This window comes from Bradyrhizobium tropiciagri (genome assembly GCF_018130545.1).
Classification (GTDB): Bacteria; Pseudomonadota; Alphaproteobacteria; order Rhizobiales; family Xanthobacteraceae; genus Bradyrhizobium; species Bradyrhizobium tropiciagri_A.
The window spans coordinates 1,226,754-1,242,084 of the sequence record NZ_JAFCKF010000002.1; the positions used below are offsets into that span (position 1 = coordinate 1,226,754).

The window sequence follows — 15,331 nt, forward strand, 5'->3', positions numbered from 1 at the left end:
ACTGTCTCTTTCGGTTATCGAGCGTGACTTTTTTTATCAATGCGGAGAGCGCAACACTTCGCTTGAATCGCCCCAATTCAAAGCGATTCTAATCTCTTGTTTGAAATCATTCTAAACTCTAGTTTTTAAGTGTTCTAATAATCATTCTAAATTGATGCCTCGCATGGTTGCAGGCACCGGCCGATGCGCCTTTCCGATCACTCGGCGCTTGGCGGCTTCATCAGCGAAAACAGCTCGTCGATGGTCCGCTGCGCGACCTGCCGCACGCGGTCGCTGTTCTCGAGACCGGCGATATTGACGCCGTTGGCGACCGCTTTGATCTCGTCACGGAAGTCGGTGAGGAAACGCAGCGGGTCACGCTGCTCGTTGGCGACGCGCGCGATCAATCCTGTCACCAGGAGCTGGCACGCCATCATGCGCCCGTTCAACTCATCCATCGTTGTCCTCATCCACTCATATCGTCGCTGCGCGATATGGACGACATCCCACGGCGTTTCAACCGCGTCGCGCAAACCCGACAGATGAACCGATAGAGAGCAGACCGCCTGCCAACGAGACGCGCGCTATTTCGCGGCGATGTGCTCCGCCTCTTCGCCGAGCGCCTTGATGCGGTCCTTGACCGCGCGGAGCGTGGCGAGGCCACTCTCGACATGCTTGTCCGAGACATCGCGCAGCACGTCGCAGGCAATCGCATCGCGCAGACTGTCGAGATCGTCGACGAGCCGGCGCCCGCTGTTGGTCAGGAACAGGCGATTGGCGCGGCGATCCCGGGGATCGGGACGGCGCTCGAGCAGGCCATGCTCAACGAGGCGGTCGAGCAGCCGCACCAGCGAGATCGGCTGCAATTCGAGGACGTCGGCAAGATCGACCTGGGACAAGCCCTCCTGCTCGCGCAAACGGAAGAGCACGATCCATTGAGCACGTGTGGTGCCTCGCGCCTTGGCGCGATGATCGATATAGTTGCGCAGCAGCCGGGAACTCTCGACGAGCTGCGCAATGAACTGGCGTTTGAGATCGCGCGACATAGGCATCCTCGGTGCGTTTCCCAGGTGTATTGTTTCTGCTCGTTTCTGGCCTAAACCTTTCCAAATGTTTAGGATTCTCAAGCCTTGGTGTGTTTACACATTAAGTGCACGCATATTATATCCGCAAGCTCTGTGAACCGTTTCGATCACCCTTTATTGTTACGTCGAACCCAAGAGTCCGCATGTCAAAGTCACGCACCATCGGTTGGGTTTTAGTGATCGCTGCGGTCGGCGCCGCCGGTTATTTCGGCTGGCAAAAATACTCGCTCAACCAGCAGGCGATTGAGGCCGCGCAGAAGCGATCCGCCCAGCGCCCGGCCGTTCCGGTCAAGATATCGCCGGTCGAAAAGGCCGATTTTCCGGTCTATCTGACCGGTCTCGGCACCGTGCAGGCATTCAACACCGTCCAGGTCCGCACCCGGGTCGACGGCCAGATTACCAAGATCGCCTTCAAGGAAGGCCAGTTCGTCAAGGCGGGCGATACGCTGGTTGAGATCGATCCGCGGCCCTATCAGGCAACGCTCGACCAGGCCAAGGCCAAGAAGGCCCAGGACGAGGCCAACCTCGCCAACGCCAATCTCGACCTGCAGCGCTACACCAAGCTCGGCGAGTTCGCGACCCGCCAGCAGCTCGATACCCAGCGCTCCACCGTGGCCCAGCTCACCGCGCAGATCGCAGCCGACGAGGCCGCGATCTTCAACGCGCAGACCCAGGTCGACTACACCACCGTGAAGTCGCCGATCGACGGCATCGTCGGCTTGCGCCTGGTCGATATCGGCAACATCGTCAACGCCTCGGCCCAGACCGGCATCGTCACGATCACCCAGATCGAGCCGATCACGGTGATCTTCACCGCCCCGGAAGACCAGCTGCCCGATATCAAGGCGGCGCTGGCCGTGGCGCCGCCCAAGACCATTGCCCTGACCACCGACGGCAAGCGGGTGCTGTCCACCGGAACCCTGGCGCTGATCAACAATCAGGTCGACACCACAAGCGGGACTGTTCGGCTGAAGGCGGTGTTTGACAACAAGGACCATGCGCTGTGGCCGGGCCAGTCGGTCTCGACCCGGCTGCTGGTCCGAACCCTGAAGGATGCCACCGTCGTCCCGGATGACGCGGTGCAGCACGGCACCGATGGCCTCTACGCTTATTCAGTCAATCAGGAGAACAAGGCCGAGCTTCGCAAGCTCAAGGTCAGCCAGTCGATCGACGGCAAGTCGGTGATCGACGAGGGCCTGTCGCCGGGACAGCAGGTGATTACCGCGGGCCAGTACAAGGTCTCGCCGGGAACCCTGGTGACAACGGCGGTGGCGAGCTCGGATCAGTCCCAGTCGAAGGTCACGCAGGAATGAGCGACGGAATTTCCGCACCATTCATTCGCTTCCCCATCGGCACCTCGCTGCTGATGGCCGGCATCCTGTTCGTCGGCCTTGTCGCCTATCCCCTGCTGCCGGTCGCGCCGCTCCCGCAGGTCGACTTCCCGACCATCCAGATCACCGCGACGCTGCCGGGCGGCAGCCCGGAGACGATGGCAAGTTCGGTCGCCCAGCCGCTGGAGCGCCAGTTCGCGCAGATCCCCGGCATCGCCCAGATGACCTCGACGAGCTATCTGAGCACGGCGTCGGTCACCATCCAGTTCGACCTTAACCGCTCGATCGACGGCGCCGCTAACGACGTGCAGGCCGCCATCAACGCCGCCAGCGGCCAGCTGCCGAAGAACCTCCCCTCGCCGCCGACCTATCGCAAGGTCAATCCGGCGGACGCGCCGATCATGCTGCTGTCGGCGACATCGGACACGCTGCCGCTGACCACGGTCAGCGATTCCGTCGACGCCCAGCTGGCCCAGCAGATCAGCCAGATTTCCGGCGTTGCGCAGGTCATCATCGGCGGCCAGCAGAAGCCGTCGGTCCGCGTCCAGATCGACCCCGCCAAACTGGTCGCCAAGGGCTTGTCCCTGGAAGATGTCCGCGCCGCGATCAACATCGCAACCGTCGACAGCCCGAAGGGCAATATCGACGGCGCCACCCGTGCCTACACCATCTACGCCAACGACCAGCTGCTGACGGCTGATCCATGGAACGACGTCATCATCGCCTACCGCAACGGCGGGCCGCTGCGGATCCGCGACATCGGCCAGGCGGTTACCGGACCTGAGGACGCCAAGCAGGCGGCCTGGGCCAATGGCAAGCGCGGCGTGTTCCTCGTTGTGTTCAAGCAGCCCGGTGCCAACGTCATCGACACCGTCGACAAGATCAAGGCGGCGCTGCCCCGGCTGGTCGCGGCGATCCCGCCGGCGGTCAAGATCGAGGTCATCAGCGACCGCACCACCACGATCCGCGCCGCGGTGGAGGACGTCCAGTTCACCCTGCTGCTGACCATCTTCCTGGTCGTGATGGTGATCTTTGCCTTCCTGCGCAGCTTTTGGGCCACCGTCATCCCGGCCGTGACCGTGCCACTGGCGCTGCTCGGCGCCTGCGCGCTGATGTGGATCTTCGGCTACACGCTCGACAATCTGTCGCTGATGGCGCTGACGATCGCGGTCGGCTTCGTGGTCGACGACGCCATCGTGATGCTGGAGAACATCAGCCGCTACATCGAGGAAGGCGAGAGGCCGATGGCCGCCGCCTTCAAGGGGGCCAAGGAAATCGGCTTCACGATCGTCTCGATCAGCATCTCGCTGGTCGCGGTGCTGATCCCGCTGCTGCTGATGGGCGGCATCATCGGCCGCCTGTTCCGCGAATTCGCGGTCGTGCTGGCGATGACGATTTTCGTCTCGATGTTCGTGTCGCTGACGCTGACGCCGATGATGGCCTCGCGCTTCCTGCGCGCCCACAATGAGGAGAAGCACGGCCGCCTCTACAAGCTCAGCGAGCGCGGCTTCGACGCGATGCTGCGCGGCTATCAGAGCGGGCTCGACCTCGCGCTGCGCTGGAAGTTCACCACCCTGATGGTCTTCTTCGCGACGCTGGCGCTGTCGGTCTACATGTTCGTCATCATCCCGAAGGGCTTCTTCCCCCAGCAGGACGTCGGCCTGATCACCGCGACCTCGGAAGCCAGCCAGGACATCTCGTTCGCTGAAATGAAGGGCAAGCAGGAGGAACTCAGCAAGATCGTCATGCAGGACCCCGGCGTGGCGACGGTGGCGATGGCAATCGGCGGCAGCGGCCGGGCCGGCAACAACGGCAACATGTTCATCACCCTCAAGCCGCTGAGCGACCGCGATGCCAACGCGCAGCAGATCATCGCCCGCCTGCGGCCGAAGCTGGAGAAGGTGCTCGGTGCCCGGCTGTTCATGCAGGCCGCGCAGGACGTCCGCCTCGGCGGCCGCCCGACCCGCACCCAGTTCGAGTTCACGCTGCAGGATGCTGACCTCAACGAACTGAACCAGTGGGCGCCGAAGATCCTCTCGAAGATGCAGACGTTGCCGCAGCTGCGCGACGTCGCGACCGACCAGCAGACCAACGGCACCACGGTCGAGCTGAAGATCAACCGCGACACCGCCTCGCGCTACGGCATCCAGCCGCAGCTGATCGACGACACGCTCTATGACGCGTTCGGCCAGCGCCAGGTGACGCAGTATTTCACCCAGCTCAACAGCTACCACGTCATCCTCGAGGTGCTGCCGGAGCTGCAGGGCTCGGTCGACACGCTCAACAACATCTATGTCAAATCGCCGCTGACCGGCGAACAGGTGCCGCTGTCGACCTTTGCGAAGTGGACCACCGTGCCGGTACGGCCGCTGTCGATCAGCCACCAGGGCCAGTTCCCGGCGATCACGATCTCCTTCAACCTGGCGCAGGGCGTCGCGCTCGGTCAGGCGACGGAGGCGGTGCAGAAGGCGATGGTCGACCTCGGCGCGCCGCCGACCCTGAGCTCGAGCTTCCAGGGCACCGCGCAGGCATTCCAGCAATCGCTCTCGACCGTGCCGCTGTTGATCCTGGCGGCGCTTGTGGTGGTCTACCTGATCCTCGGCATTCTCTACGAGAGCTACATCCACCCGATCACGATTCTGTCGACGCTGCCGTCGGCCGGCGTCGGCGCACTGGCGATCCTGATGGCGGCCGGCTTCGACTTCTCGCTGATCGCGCTGATCGGCATCATCCTGCTGATCGGCATCGTGAAGAAGAACGGCATCATGATGGTCGACTTCGCCATCGCCGCCGAGCGCGACCAGCATCTGGAGCCGGAGGCGGCGATCCGCCAGGCCGCCCTGCTCCGCTTCCGTCCGATCATGATGACGACGATGGCGGCAATGCTCGGGGGCGTGCCGCTGATGCTCGGCACAGGCACCGGCTCGGAAATCCGCCAGCCGCTCGGCTACGCCATGGTCGGCGGCCTGATCGTCAGCCAGGCGCTGACGCTGTTCACGACCCCGATCGTCTATCTCTATCTCGACAAGCTCTCCAACGCATTTGCCAATTGGGGCCGCTCGCCGCGCGCCGACCATGACGCCGATGATGGCGAGGACGGATCGGTCAAGCAGGCCGCCGAGTGACTTGACTTTGCCCACATACCGGCACATCCGAAAGATGTTCATTTCGGAGCCGGTATCGTGAAGATTGTCGCAAGATCGCTCGTCGTTCTGTTCACCGTGTTCGGCATGGCGGGCCTCGGCCACGCCCAGACGCCGAAGGGCAAGACTGCGCCGGCTCCGGCCGCCGCTCCGGCAGCTCCTCAAGGCGACGCCGCCGCCCCCAACAACACCGGCTGGGTCGCGCGCTGCACCAGCGCGAGCCGCGATGCGCCGCTCGAATGCGCGATGGAGCAGACCGCTGTTCTCACCAAGACCGGCCAGCTGATCGTGCTGGTCAATATCCGCGTTCCAGGCGACACCCGCACGCCGGTTGCGCTGATCCAGCTTCCGCTCGGGCTGAACCTGCCCGTCGGTGCCAAGCTGCAGGTCGACGACGGCAAGGCCGTCGATGTGCCGATCCAGACCTGCGAGGCCCGCGGCTGCTACATCAATGCGCCGATCGCCGCCGATGTCCTGGCGCAGCTTAGATCGGGCAAGCAGCTCAAGGTATCGTTCCAGAACCTCGGCAAGGAAACCATCTCGATCCCGATGCCGCTCGCCGACTTCGCGACGGTGTACGACAAGATCAAGTAGCGCCGCCCCGCGCGATCCGCTTCCCGCCCCGCGCAGGCTGGTCTAACCTGCCGCGACAGCCGCAAACTGCGGCAGCGGTGGTAGAGCATGATGCGCAGATCGGATCTCAATCGCCTTCAGCTGATCGCAATCCTGTTTGCGATATCAGGCACGGCTGCATCCGCAGAACCGCTGACGCCGCCACCGGCGACATCGACGGGCCAGCCCACGATCCGCGACGTCAAGGTACGGCCGCAGACTGAGCTACCCGACGGCCGATCGTCGTCGACGAGGTACAACGGCGGTGCGCTGCCCGACGCCGACGTGAAACACGTTCGCACCACACGCGAGCATGCCGACGAGCCGGTGCCCGCGCTCGAGCAGCTGCGCCCGCCCGCCGGCCAGCAGTAGGGCTCTGCTAGCGCTCGCGCTTGTAGAGGAAGGCGTTGTCCGGCTGCGGCATGCCGATCGCCTTGTAGAAGCTGACCGAGTCAGGCGCCGACAGCAACAGGCACATCGATTCCGGCCCTGCATGCCGCCGCGTTTCCGCGATCAGGCGCTTGCCGATGCCGTGGCCCTGATAGCCGCGATCGACCGCGAGATCGGACAGATAACAGCAGTAGGCGAAATCGGTCAGCGCCCGCGAGACGCCGATCAGTTTGCCCGCTTGCCGCGCGGTCACGATCAAATTGGCATTGGCGATCATGCGCCCCATCCGGTCGGTATCCGTGAGCGGACGCCGCTCGCCGAGGCCCGATTGGCGCAGCACGTCGATGAACTCGTCGACGCCGATCGACGACTCGCGGGCATAGAGAATTTCGTCCATCACCTTAGACCTCTGTCGCAACATCCGAGCGGCCGGGACCGCAGGCGCGAGACCATGGTGGATTACGCCGGGCTAATCCAGTCTCGATGCCGCTTGCGGGCAATCTCAGGAAATTTCGGACGATCGTCGTGCCACCGGGGCAAGATTGGCTGGGGAACCTGGATACTCTGCCAGAACGTCTCGGAAGCCCTAGAATGGCTTGTTTATAGCGTTTTTTGGCAATAAGTCTAGGTGGGTCATCTAGGTGGTTTGCCATGGACCGGAAGTATCTCGTCAAGCAGTACAACACGTATTCGGTCGTGGTGGAGGTACCCAAACCGCTACAGGCCAAAGCAGGCCGGAAACGCTTCAAAAAGTCCCTGGGCACTGACAGCCTCGCTGAGGCGAACAAGCGCAAGCACTTCTATGTCGCTGACTTCCACAGGCGCATTGCTGAACTGGCGAAGGGGGGCAGCGATGATGATGCGAAGCTGTCCCGGCTGGCGGCCGAGTTCCGCCAAGCCCTCGAAAGCTCCAAGAACGTGTGGCACGAGGACGAAGAGGAGCACGAGTGGAACGAATACGAAGAAGAGCTTGACCGGCTGAAGGCTAAGGCGCGCGAGATACTGGACAAAGAGGGCTCTGAGGCCGCTGCGCACTTCTACAACGCTGCCACGGGTCAAGCCACGCTGCTGAAGGACCAATATCAGAACTGGTTGGATGAGGTGCAGCACGCAGGCCAAACAAAGAGCCAGCACGAGAGCACCATAAAGCGCTTTATGGGCTGGGCCAGCGATAGTGTGTCCATTGAGGAGGTGACCCGGAAAAAGGCGGGAGAATACGTGACAGAGCTAATGAACGCCTCTGGCTTTGCGCGCGCGACCGCTAGACGGCACGTCTCTTCCCTCTCCTCTCTCTGGCGTTGGCTCAAAGGACGTGGTGTAGCTGGGGACAATCCTTGGCTTGGTCAGCAACTTGGCAAGAAGCAGGACCCCGACCGCAAGCGCCTAAGCGACGACGCGCTTTTGAAGCTCCTCAAAGGCCGCTACAGCACGCCGAAGTTCGCCCAGGTCTTGAGCGACCTTCTTAGGCTCGCCCTGCTCCATGGCGCGCGCTTGGAGGAGTTGTGCGCCTTGAAGCGCTCTGACGTTCACAAGCGCGAGGACGGATATTGGCTAGTCATCACTAGCGGTAAGACGCGCGCAGCTAGACGTGAGATACCTGTCCATCCCATGTCCGTGAGCATCATAGAGCGCCGCCTGAAGGACAAGGATGAATATCTGTTCGCCGGCCTTGAGCCGGGCGGGCCGGACGACAAGCGCTCATGGTACATCAGCAAGGCGTATGGTCGCTTCCGGGATCAAGTTGGGGTCACTGGAGACAAGCAGGACTTCCACGCCCTCCGACATACCTTCATCACACGCATGGAAGGGCTGGAGGTGCCAGAGAGCACCGTCAAGCTCCTCGTAGGACATAGCCGCAAGGGAAGCATGACCTATGGTCACTACTCCAAGGGCGACCTTGTGAACCTACGAAAGGCTATCGAGAAGGTGGACTACGGAACCGAAGTGATGAAGGCGATAGCAACATAGCTATGCAGTCGGGGCAGTCCCGTCATAGCCGTCTTCAGGCGGTCCAAACCCCAGAGAGCCGTCAAAGCCTCCATCAGGATCATCAATCATCACACAAGCGTCGAAGCCGTTAGCGAGTTTGATGACACGCACCGCGTCCGGCCAAAGCGACACACCTCGCTTGGCACCCTTCTCCCACGCTGCGATGACGCCTATGAGGCGGATAAGCGCGCCGCCACGGATGATGATGCCAGCATTAAGAGGATTACCTTTGGCATCGGTGAGCACGGGCTTCTTCTTCGGGGACTTGAAGATGAAGGCAATCTCGCGCTCCTTCGTCTCTTTCCACGGAACGTGCACGCTCTTCCTGCGTGGGAAGTTAGCCTCTACGACCCGTTGGATTTCACCTTGCAGGCGCTCCGTGTAGTCCCTGCTGGCAGTCGCTTCCGTCTTGTACTTGCCATCAGCATACTCGCCCTGGGTGTCCGGCTCCGACAGCTTCGGATAGCGCGCGGTCATAATCTCGGTCACGAACGGGACGTACTTGAACTTCTTGTCTGCCATCTTGCGCCCTCCAGAGCCCTCTACGGCTCCAGTGAGTAGGCTCGCACGAGTCGTTGACCTCACCTAATGTAGGTTTTTGCAGACTAATTGCAGGTACATTTGATCGCCTGCTGTGCCTGGGCATCGCTAGCCGCTCAAGACACAATCCCAAGTCTCGCTGTGATCTGACGGAAAGTCGCGCAAAACAGGCGCATAGACGAAGTCTTCATACTTGTCCCGCGCCTTCCTTTGAGCGATGCACCTGAACATACCATCTCCCACGACCTTGTTCACCAGCCATTGGACGTAAGGGTTCTGGTACCCTCTGTAGAGGCACCCCGATGGCTGTTGATAGTATCCGCTGTTAAGAGCCTTTTCGGCGCTGAACTTGCACTCATCGAGCGACTTGAACTCGTCGAAGGAAGACCACTCCAGTTTGCCGGTTGACTTATTTAAACCGTAAGACCGCCATGGCTTATCCTGATACGGAGCATCGGTCCTGAGCCCGTAATAAAGAGTTACGGCCAGCGCTATCAAGCCCAATGCCTTGACCAAGTCCCCCATCGCGATACTTCCCAGCTTTTCTACTCGCCACGTCCGCTGTTCTCTCAGCGTGTTCTAACCGTCCTTCGAACCAAACTCTCGTCGGATTGTGGCCAAGACCTCTCCAAACGTCTCTTTTATATTCCCCTTCGAGAAGGGTAGGTACTGAATGCCCGCCACATTGGAGAACTCGGCACAACCATCTTCGAGCAGGACAATCGCGCGATGAAAGCCCAACCGGCCTTGAAACAAACCCGTTTCGTGTATGACGTTCTCGCGAGCGTGCAGCAGTCCAGCGGCGTCCAGGTTCTCGCCCGTCATCACCAAAATAGCAAAGCTCGCCTCGTCCTCCATCTCCTGTAGGATATCAGCAATATGAAGCCCTACTCTTGGACCTGTTTCATACGCTGTCACTTGAAAGCCATGCTTCTCGTGCAAATGATCCTTCAGATCACGCCACACATTACTGCGCCCGTGACCGATGAAGATCGAGAGGCTGTCTTTGAGAATGTCTTCGGTCTCTTCAGGCGGCAACAAACTCGCTACAGCCGACGCCTCAAAGCTCGCGAACACGTGCTCAATCTCGCTTCGTTGATTTCTCCGGACGCGCACACGGGTCATACTGGTTGAAAAGGTGACAGAAAGGTTTGCGAAGCCCCCTAACTCTTGAAAGCTAAATTCCGAACTCACCGTGTCTGGCTCGCGGTACGCAGCGAAAAACTCCTCCATTTCATCAAACGACCACTCAACGTCGCGCGCGCCCTCTACAGACAACGAAACTGGTTTCATTTTTTCCGGAGGTCCCATTCGATGAAGGGCGTCTCGCAAGACCTCCACCCCGAACTTTGTTCTCGGGTATTTTTTTCTCTTGGTGAGCGCCATGCGGCTCTCCGTTTTACGAATGGTCTGCCGGCTTAGAGATCAAAGACAAAGGGTATTTTATACTGCTTACCTAACGCCGAGAGATACTTCCTAAAATCCCGCGCCATTTCTCTAATTTCATGCTCTTGCACGCGGACGATAGCACCAGCCTCCGTGGCGTTGTGACTGGTCGCCAATTCGCGCACGCTTAGGCGTTGCAATTGGAGCGTTTGAGCAGCCATCGCCAGTAGCTTCTTCTTGGTTATTGGTACCGCAAAATCTAGATAGTTTGACACCTCTGTGTCTCTCGCGGCTCGAACATATCCGGGGCCAGCGAAGGCAGCCAAGCGCCCCAGAAGCATTCTTCGGGTGAGGCTATCCTCCGAGCTAATCGCATACTGTCGAAGAGAGCTAATGCCACGCATGAAGTGCTTAGAGGCAAGAAGACCTTTGAACGCTTCACGCCTCATGTTCCGATCTTCAGCCTTTAGGAAGCACCTAAGCCAATTGAACACGGTAATGTCGTCTCTATAAAACGCGCTAAGTGCTCTGATTCCCGCGACTACAACTGATGGCTGATCCGAGAAGCGCGCAAAGGCACTGAATACGAACGCCTTGTGCTCCTCAGCGCTAGCGCTAGCTACCCGCATGAATGCCAAGATGTTGGAGCGAACGACCGTACTCTCAGTTTCATCGAACACAGCCTGCGCGATTTTAACGGACCCGTCCTTACCTTTGTCTGACCTAAGCAAACCCTCTACGCCTAGCACGGCGTTGCTCCATAGCTCTCCAGCCAACCTGCGAGCGATGGCGTACTCCTCTGGGCGAACATCAAAGTACTTTCGCTTCTCAATGTGATACTCAAACAAAGAATCATCAGCATCGGCGTTGTTGAACACAGTGCTCGCGTCCCACCGGACACTGGTTCCGTAGCAGCCCCGCAAATCAGCTCCGGTGAAATCAAAGCCGCGCAGATCGCAGTTTGAAAAATCAACACCCTTCAGGTCCGCGTGTCGAAAATCTCGTAACCGATCCAAGCCAATTGTCTCGGCTTGAGCCACGAAGTTTTGCTCTTTGGTCGATAGGAGCGATTGCGCCTGTTCCCAGAAATCTGGTGGCAAGCTTACGCCTACAATCTCGTCAGTCTTCAACATCAATCTCCGAATGGGAGAGCTTAACGATACCTGCGTACTTGCTGCCCATTTGGCCCAGCGATTTGGCGACCAGTATTTTGAAAAGCTTCTCCTGACCTGCACTCATGAACGTATGCCAAAGGTGTCCCTTAATAAGTTCGAGCTTTAAATCACGCTGCTTGGCATACGCCAGTAAGCCGACGCTCATCATGTTCGCTCCTCTCTGGGGACTAGCGCGACATAGAGTGTCGTCCAGCAAATAGGTCCCATCCAGTGACGGATGCTCCGAACCTTGACCTTTAGTCGGCGGCTCTCGGACCTCCCAGGTATCTCCTCCACGTGCCTTGACCGTGTATTCCGCAATTTCCTGCTTGGAAGTCTGAAGTGACGTTACCTTTGCCTCCGCAGAAGCGTCAGCCGAAAGCTTGAGGCTTGCTGGATTGAGCTTGGCCAAGTCCACGCCCGCATGCGCCGCGACCTTCCCATCTACTGTCGTCCTGATCGTGTTTGTTTGCTTCGCCACGAGCTTCTGATTCCGAACAGGCTCACCCAGACGACTGTTTGCCACCGTGTCCAAGCCGATTAGATTGAGGTCCAGCGTTGCCCTATTCAGTCGAACAGAGATGACACAGTCATCGGGCCCGTCGATTTCCGAACAATAGATGCGCAGATCGGCGCGTACTTCTTTTTGCCCCTCCTCCTCTTCACATGCTTTGACACGCAGCTTCAGTTCCAGCAGCTGCGGAAGGGCATTGTTATCGGTCGGCATTATCCGCTCTCCAGACGAATCGGCTCAACCAGAGGGTGCCCAACGGCGGCGCGCGCGCATAGCTATGCAAAAGGGGAATCCCTGTGATTCACAAACGCCGGTTGTTCACGTGCACAAATCCATCTAACGTCCGTTAGATCGAAATGTGTTTGGGAGCTTTCAGCCGTGGCACAGGGAAAATTTATCTCCTACCTGCGGGTCTCGACCGACAAGCAGGGACGAAGCGGCTTGGGCATTGAAGCGCAGCGCGAAGCCGTGACCAGCTACCTCAATGGCGGCCGCTGGACCCTGGTAGCAGAGTACGTAGAGACGGAGAGTGGGCGGAAGTCCGACCGGCCGAAGCTCGCAGCCGCCCTCTCCCATGCCAAGGCCATCGGCGCAAAGATGGTCTTCGCCAAGCTGGACCGCCTGACACGTAACGTGGACCTTCTGCGCTCCCTCGTGGCGAGCGACGTTGATCTTGTGTTTTGTGACTTGCCGTCTGTGCCTCCTGGCCCCATGGGCAAATTCCTGCTCACACAGATGGCCTCCGTAGCTGAGCTTGAGGCTGGCCTGATCGGAGAGCGCACCAAGAAGGCCCTAGCAGCCGCCAAGGCGCGCGGGGTGAAGCTGGGCAACCCCAACGGCGCTCGTGCCCTCCGTGGTAAGCAGACCGGCAACGCTGAGGCAGTGGCGCGGATCAAGGAGAAGGCCGCACAGCGCGCTATGGACCTTCAGGGGATCATTGATGGCATCAAGCGCTCAGGCATCACGAGCGTCCGTGGCATCACTGAGGAGCTAAACAGCCAAGGCATCAACGCGCCTCGTGGGGGTACATGGCACGCTACGGCCGTTGCGCGGCTCCTCAACCGCTTGCCCAAAGCAGCAGCCTAACGCGCGGCCCATTGTCGGGAAGCGAAGGCCGGATTTCCGATGGCGCTAACGAGAGCATGAGACCACGTGCGCACTGAAGCAGCGCTTGGCTCTCTCGCTGCTCTTCGCTGCCTTGGCCACCTCCTCGCACACTTCTAGGGTCCCTGGCGCACGGGCTGATTGGCACGGATTTTGTCGAACCAATTTCAAAAAGGGTATCTAAAGCCCGCGTTGTTGTTCGACCAAACCGCTGAGTGAAAGCTCTCTGGGTCCCTCTGAGGCCTCCGGTTGTGGTAACGGGTCCCTCAAAGCCGTATGAAGGATGAGAGATATCCCTCTCAGCCAATCCAACTCTTGCTAAGGAATGACATGCAGCCTCAACAGTCGAAACGAGACAGAAGCCGGCGCGGTGCCGCTTATCACGAGGCTGGGCACGCTGTCGTTGCGTTCGCGCTGGGGCTCGCCGTCACGCGAATGGAGATAGGCACAGATGGCAAAGACGGAAACGGCGAAGTTGACGTTCAGGATGATGAGCACCTGCCTCTCCTAGATCGCCTTGCACTTTGTGTCGCTGGCTTGGAGGCTCAGGAGGTCTTCAAAGCCCCCACGCACGACCTGGCTGGTTTTGGTGACCACGTAAAGGTAATGAACCTACTAGAAGACATAGATGAAGACGAAGGACTACAGCTTCGGATGGATGCACACCAGCGGGCTCACGATTTGCTCCTTCTGCACGAAGCAAAGGTCCATCGCGCGGCTGAAGCGCTACTGAAGCACACCAGAATTGGAGCGGATGACGCGCGCCGCTTGCTCGATTCCTGACGACAGCATGGTCACTGGAACTTTCGGCGCGTGAACGCCTCTGCATCACTCGTGAGCTTGAACCACTCGCCATTGGCGCGCCTGTTGTTGAAGCGCCGATGCCAGTACGGGCGCATAGCTGAAGCTCGCTGATTTCGGTGCTGCTGTGGTTCAGCAACGCTTTGGGTCCCTAGCAGCCGGGCGAATCGGCACGGATTTTGGTAATTTGATTTCAAAAAGGGCATCTAAAGCCAGTGTTGTTGTTCGACCAAATCGGCGTGTGAAAGCTCTGGGTCCCTCCGAACTCTGGTAATTTGCAAAGGTTCCCGTCAGTATACGGGAGCGGACGTGGCCTTCTGAGCGGTCACCTGAGCAATACCTACTCGGGATAGAACCATGGCAGATGAAGCGTTAGAGAGCGTAAGCGGATTACCTGCGAGCAAACCTGAAATGCCAGAGCCGACAGACGCAGAGATGGCTGATGCTCGGAAGGCTCTTGAGCAATGGCAGACGCCTGACGATTTTCGCGCGAAGCTCAAAGACTTTATGCCGTTGGTTAAGTCGTCAGTGCTTTTCAACAAGCCGAACGCACAATTCCTGCTAGATGCGGTGACGATAGCAGAGTTGTTCAAGTACCGTCCGCTGAAATCTGTTCGACTAGCCAATCAGCACGACGGAGAGGCAAAGGATGAAAACGGTATGTTTGACATCGAGGTGACGGAAATACAAAGGCCGGGCAGGAGGCGCGGCGACGAATACCGCGAGGAAAGTCCGAAGGTCACGCATGTCCCGTTTGATCCAAACCTGGGGCAGACGGTCGCCGCCGAACTTGCGAACGGCGTCCAAAAGAAAGCTGACAAGAAGTACGCCGCGAAGCCGCTTCTATTGGTTTATCTCAATCTAGGCGATGCTGTCGGGGAACTCCGTACGGAAGTCGAAGCGGCGATCAACGACACAAAGAAAAGGCACGCTGATGCGTTTCGCGAAGTATGCGTGATTTGGAACGGTAAGCTCTACTGAGGCGCGCGGTCCTGTCTACGCTCGCAACGCTAGTCATCCTTGCCTGCATTCCAACCTGCGCTCCCATCACATTGCCCGCATCCTAATAGGTAACTGTTTTCTAGTGTGCCGGTGCTCGCCTCGTTACAAAACCCACAAGTATCGAGTTCGTCCGTTACATCGAGGCAAACCACACAAAAGTTCCTATCGTCGCGAGATACAACGGTGTGCCAGCCCTCGCACTCTCCGCAATTCGCGGGGTAAGGTGTCAATCGGCTTGCAAATTTGACCCCTCATCGGCGTCCAATTTTGACCCCTTCGAGCGGCGGGGTTTGGCGGTAGC

Annotated in this window: 16 protein-coding genes; 7 read left to right on the plus strand and 9 right to left on the minus strand. The window is 59.3% G+C overall.

All coding sequences use genetic code 11. From position 1 onward, the window contains the following. Positions 1–197: 197 nt before the first annotated feature. Together JQ616_RS12480 and JQ616_RS12485 are read right to left on the minus strand one after the other, a co-directional pair. Positions 198–437, minus strand: a complete 240-nt coding sequence (locus tag JQ616_RS12480) for a hypothetical protein (RefSeq protein ID WP_212014680.1) — start codon at positions 435–437, stop codon at positions 198–200. Positions 438–563: 126 nt separating this feature from the next. Continuing rightward, positions 564–1,025: a MarR family winged helix-turn-helix transcriptional regulator gene (locus tag JQ616_RS12485; RefSeq protein ID WP_212014681.1), complete on the minus strand. Its 462-nt coding sequence runs from the start codon at positions 1,023–1,025 to the stop codon at positions 564–566. A 182-nt stretch (positions 1,026–1,207) separates the two neighbouring features. Here JQ616_RS12485 and JQ616_RS12490 point away from each other — a divergent pair, with 182 nt between their 5' ends. The 4 genes from JQ616_RS12490 (at position 1,208) to JQ616_RS12505 (ending at position 6,522) form a co-directional block, all read left to right on the plus strand. Then, on the plus strand, positions 1,208–2,377 hold the full coding sequence (locus JQ616_RS12490) for an efflux RND transporter periplasmic adaptor subunit (protein ID WP_212014682.1): 1,170 nt from the start codon (positions 1,208–1,210) through the stop codon (positions 2,375–2,377). Then, positions 2,374–5,520 carry an efflux RND transporter permease subunit gene (locus tag JQ616_RS12495; RefSeq protein WP_212014683.1) on the plus strand — a complete coding sequence of 1,049 codons (3,147 nt, stop codon included), beginning with the start codon at positions 2,374–2,376 and terminating at the stop codon, positions 5,518–5,520. Before JQ616_RS12490 ends, JQ616_RS12495 begins: the two co-directional genes overlap by 4 nt. A gap of 57 nt (positions 5,521–5,577) precedes the next feature. Then, the gene (locus tag JQ616_RS12500; protein WP_212014684.1) at positions 5,578–6,132 is read left to right on the plus strand and encodes an invasion associated locus B family protein; all 555 of its coding nucleotides are present in this window, start codon (positions 5,578–5,580) and stop codon (positions 6,130–6,132) included. Between the two features lie 87 nt (positions 6,133–6,219). Next, complete coding sequence (locus JQ616_RS12505; protein ID WP_212014685.1) at positions 6,220–6,522, plus strand: hypothetical protein; 303 nt, start codon at positions 6,220–6,222, stop codon at positions 6,520–6,522. A gap of 7 nt (positions 6,523–6,529) precedes the next feature. Here JQ616_RS12505 and JQ616_RS12510 read toward each other — a convergent pair whose 3' ends face one another. Next, on the minus strand, positions 6,530–6,937 hold the full coding sequence (locus JQ616_RS12510) for a GNAT family N-acetyltransferase (RefSeq protein WP_212014846.1): 408 nt from the start codon (positions 6,935–6,937) through the stop codon (positions 6,530–6,532). Between the two features lie 254 nt (positions 6,938–7,191). Here JQ616_RS12510 and JQ616_RS12515 point away from each other — a divergent pair, with 254 nt between their 5' ends. Further along, positions 7,192–8,508: a tyrosine-type recombinase/integrase gene (locus JQ616_RS12515; RefSeq protein ID WP_212014686.1), complete on the plus strand. Its 1,317-nt coding sequence runs from the start codon at positions 7,192–7,194 to the stop codon at positions 8,506–8,508. On the opposite strand, the gene JQ616_RS12520 is transcribed toward JQ616_RS12515, so the two are convergent. From JQ616_RS12520 to JQ616_RS12540, 5 genes are all read right to left on the minus strand, one after another. After that, entirely contained in the window at positions 8,509–9,051 is a 543-nt protein-coding gene (locus JQ616_RS12520) for a hypothetical protein (RefSeq protein WP_212014688.1), read from the minus strand. A gap of 126 nt (positions 9,052–9,177) precedes the next feature. Further along, positions 9,178–9,594 (minus strand): hypothetical protein, encoded by a 417-nt coding sequence (locus JQ616_RS12525; RefSeq protein ID WP_212014690.1) that lies wholly within the window; start codon positions 9,592–9,594, stop codon positions 9,178–9,180. Between the two features lie 54 nt (positions 9,595–9,648). After that, complete coding sequence (locus JQ616_RS12530) at positions 9,649–10,455, minus strand: TIR domain-containing protein (protein WP_212014693.1); 807 nt, start codon at positions 10,453–10,455, stop codon at positions 9,649–9,651. A 32-nt stretch (positions 10,456–10,487) separates the two neighbouring features. Next, on the minus strand, positions 10,488–11,588 hold the full coding sequence (locus tag JQ616_RS12535; protein ID WP_212014695.1) for a pentapeptide repeat-containing protein: 1,101 nt from the start codon (positions 11,586–11,588) through the stop codon (positions 10,488–10,490). Next, positions 11,575–12,336, minus strand: coding sequence for a hypothetical protein (locus JQ616_RS12540; RefSeq protein ID WP_212014697.1), 762 nt, complete (start codon positions 12,334–12,336; stop codon positions 11,575–11,577). The genes JQ616_RS12535 and JQ616_RS12540 overlap by 14 nt, the downstream gene beginning before the upstream one ends. Positions 12,337–12,501: 165 nt before the next feature. On the opposite strand from JQ616_RS12540, the gene JQ616_RS12545 reads away from it, so the two are divergent. Next, positions 12,502–13,209 (plus strand): recombinase family protein, encoded by a 708-nt coding sequence (locus tag JQ616_RS12545; protein WP_212014699.1) that lies wholly within the window; start codon positions 12,502–12,504, stop codon positions 13,207–13,209. A gap of 336 nt (positions 13,210–13,545) precedes the next feature. On the opposite strand, the gene JQ616_RS12550 is transcribed toward JQ616_RS12545, so the two are convergent. After that, a complete protein-coding gene (locus tag JQ616_RS12550) occupies positions 13,546–13,725 on the minus strand; it encodes a hypothetical protein (protein WP_212014701.1) in 180 nt (59 codons plus the stop codon). 660 nt (positions 13,726–14,385) lie between these two features. Here JQ616_RS12550 and JQ616_RS12555 point away from each other — a divergent pair. After that, complete coding sequence (locus JQ616_RS12555; RefSeq protein ID WP_212014703.1) at positions 14,386–15,009, plus strand: hypothetical protein; 624 nt, start codon at positions 14,386–14,388, stop codon at positions 15,007–15,009. The last annotated feature ends 322 nt before the right edge of the window (positions 15,010–15,331 follow it).

What these genes read in the sequence shown, in the direction of transcription:
- JQ616_RS12495 (WP_212014683.1), top strand. Translation starts at nt 2,374, where the DNA reads ATGAGCGACGGAATTTCCGCACCATTCATTCGCTTCCCCATCGGCACC.
- JQ616_RS12520 (WP_212014688.1), bottom strand. Translation starts at nt 9,051, where the DNA reads ATGGCAGACAAGAAGTTCAAGTACGTCCCGTTCGTGACCGAGATTATG.
- JQ616_RS12525 (WP_212014690.1), bottom strand. Translation starts at nt 9,594, where the DNA reads ATGGGGGACTTGGTCAAGGCATTGGGCTTGATAGCGCTGGCCGTAACT.
- JQ616_RS12540 (WP_212014697.1), bottom strand. Translation starts at nt 12,336, where the DNA reads ATGCCGACCGATAACAATGCCCTTCCGCAGCTGCTGGAACTGAAGCTG.
- JQ616_RS12490 (WP_212014682.1), top strand. Translation starts at nt 1,208, where the DNA reads ATGTCAAAGTCACGCACCATCGGTTGGGTTTTAGTGATCGCTGCGGTC.
- JQ616_RS12485 (WP_212014681.1), bottom strand. Translation starts at nt 1,025, where the DNA reads ATGTCGCGCGATCTCAAACGCCAGTTCATTGCGCAGCTCGTCGAGAGT.
- JQ616_RS12480 (WP_212014680.1), bottom strand. Translation starts at nt 437, where the DNA reads ATGGATGAGTTGAACGGGCGCATGATGGCGTGCCAGCTCCTGGTGACA.
- JQ616_RS12510 (WP_212014846.1), bottom strand. Translation starts at nt 6,937, where the DNA reads ATGGACGAAATTCTCTATGCCCGCGAGTCGTCGATCGGCGTCGACGAG.
- JQ616_RS12515 (WP_212014686.1), top strand. Translation starts at nt 7,192, where the DNA reads ATGGACCGGAAGTATCTCGTCAAGCAGTACAACACGTATTCGGTCGTG.
- JQ616_RS12555 (WP_212014703.1), top strand. Translation starts at nt 14,386, where the DNA reads ATGGCAGATGAAGCGTTAGAGAGCGTAAGCGGATTACCTGCGAGCAAA.
- JQ616_RS12535 (WP_212014695.1), bottom strand. Translation starts at nt 11,588, where the DNA reads ATGTTGAAGACTGACGAGATTGTAGGCGTAAGCTTGCCACCAGATTTC.
- JQ616_RS12530 (WP_212014693.1), bottom strand. Translation starts at nt 10,455, where the DNA reads ATGGCGCTCACCAAGAGAAAAAAATACCCGAGAACAAAGTTCGGGGTG.
- JQ616_RS12505 (WP_212014685.1), top strand. Translation starts at nt 6,220, where the DNA reads ATGATGCGCAGATCGGATCTCAATCGCCTTCAGCTGATCGCAATCCTG.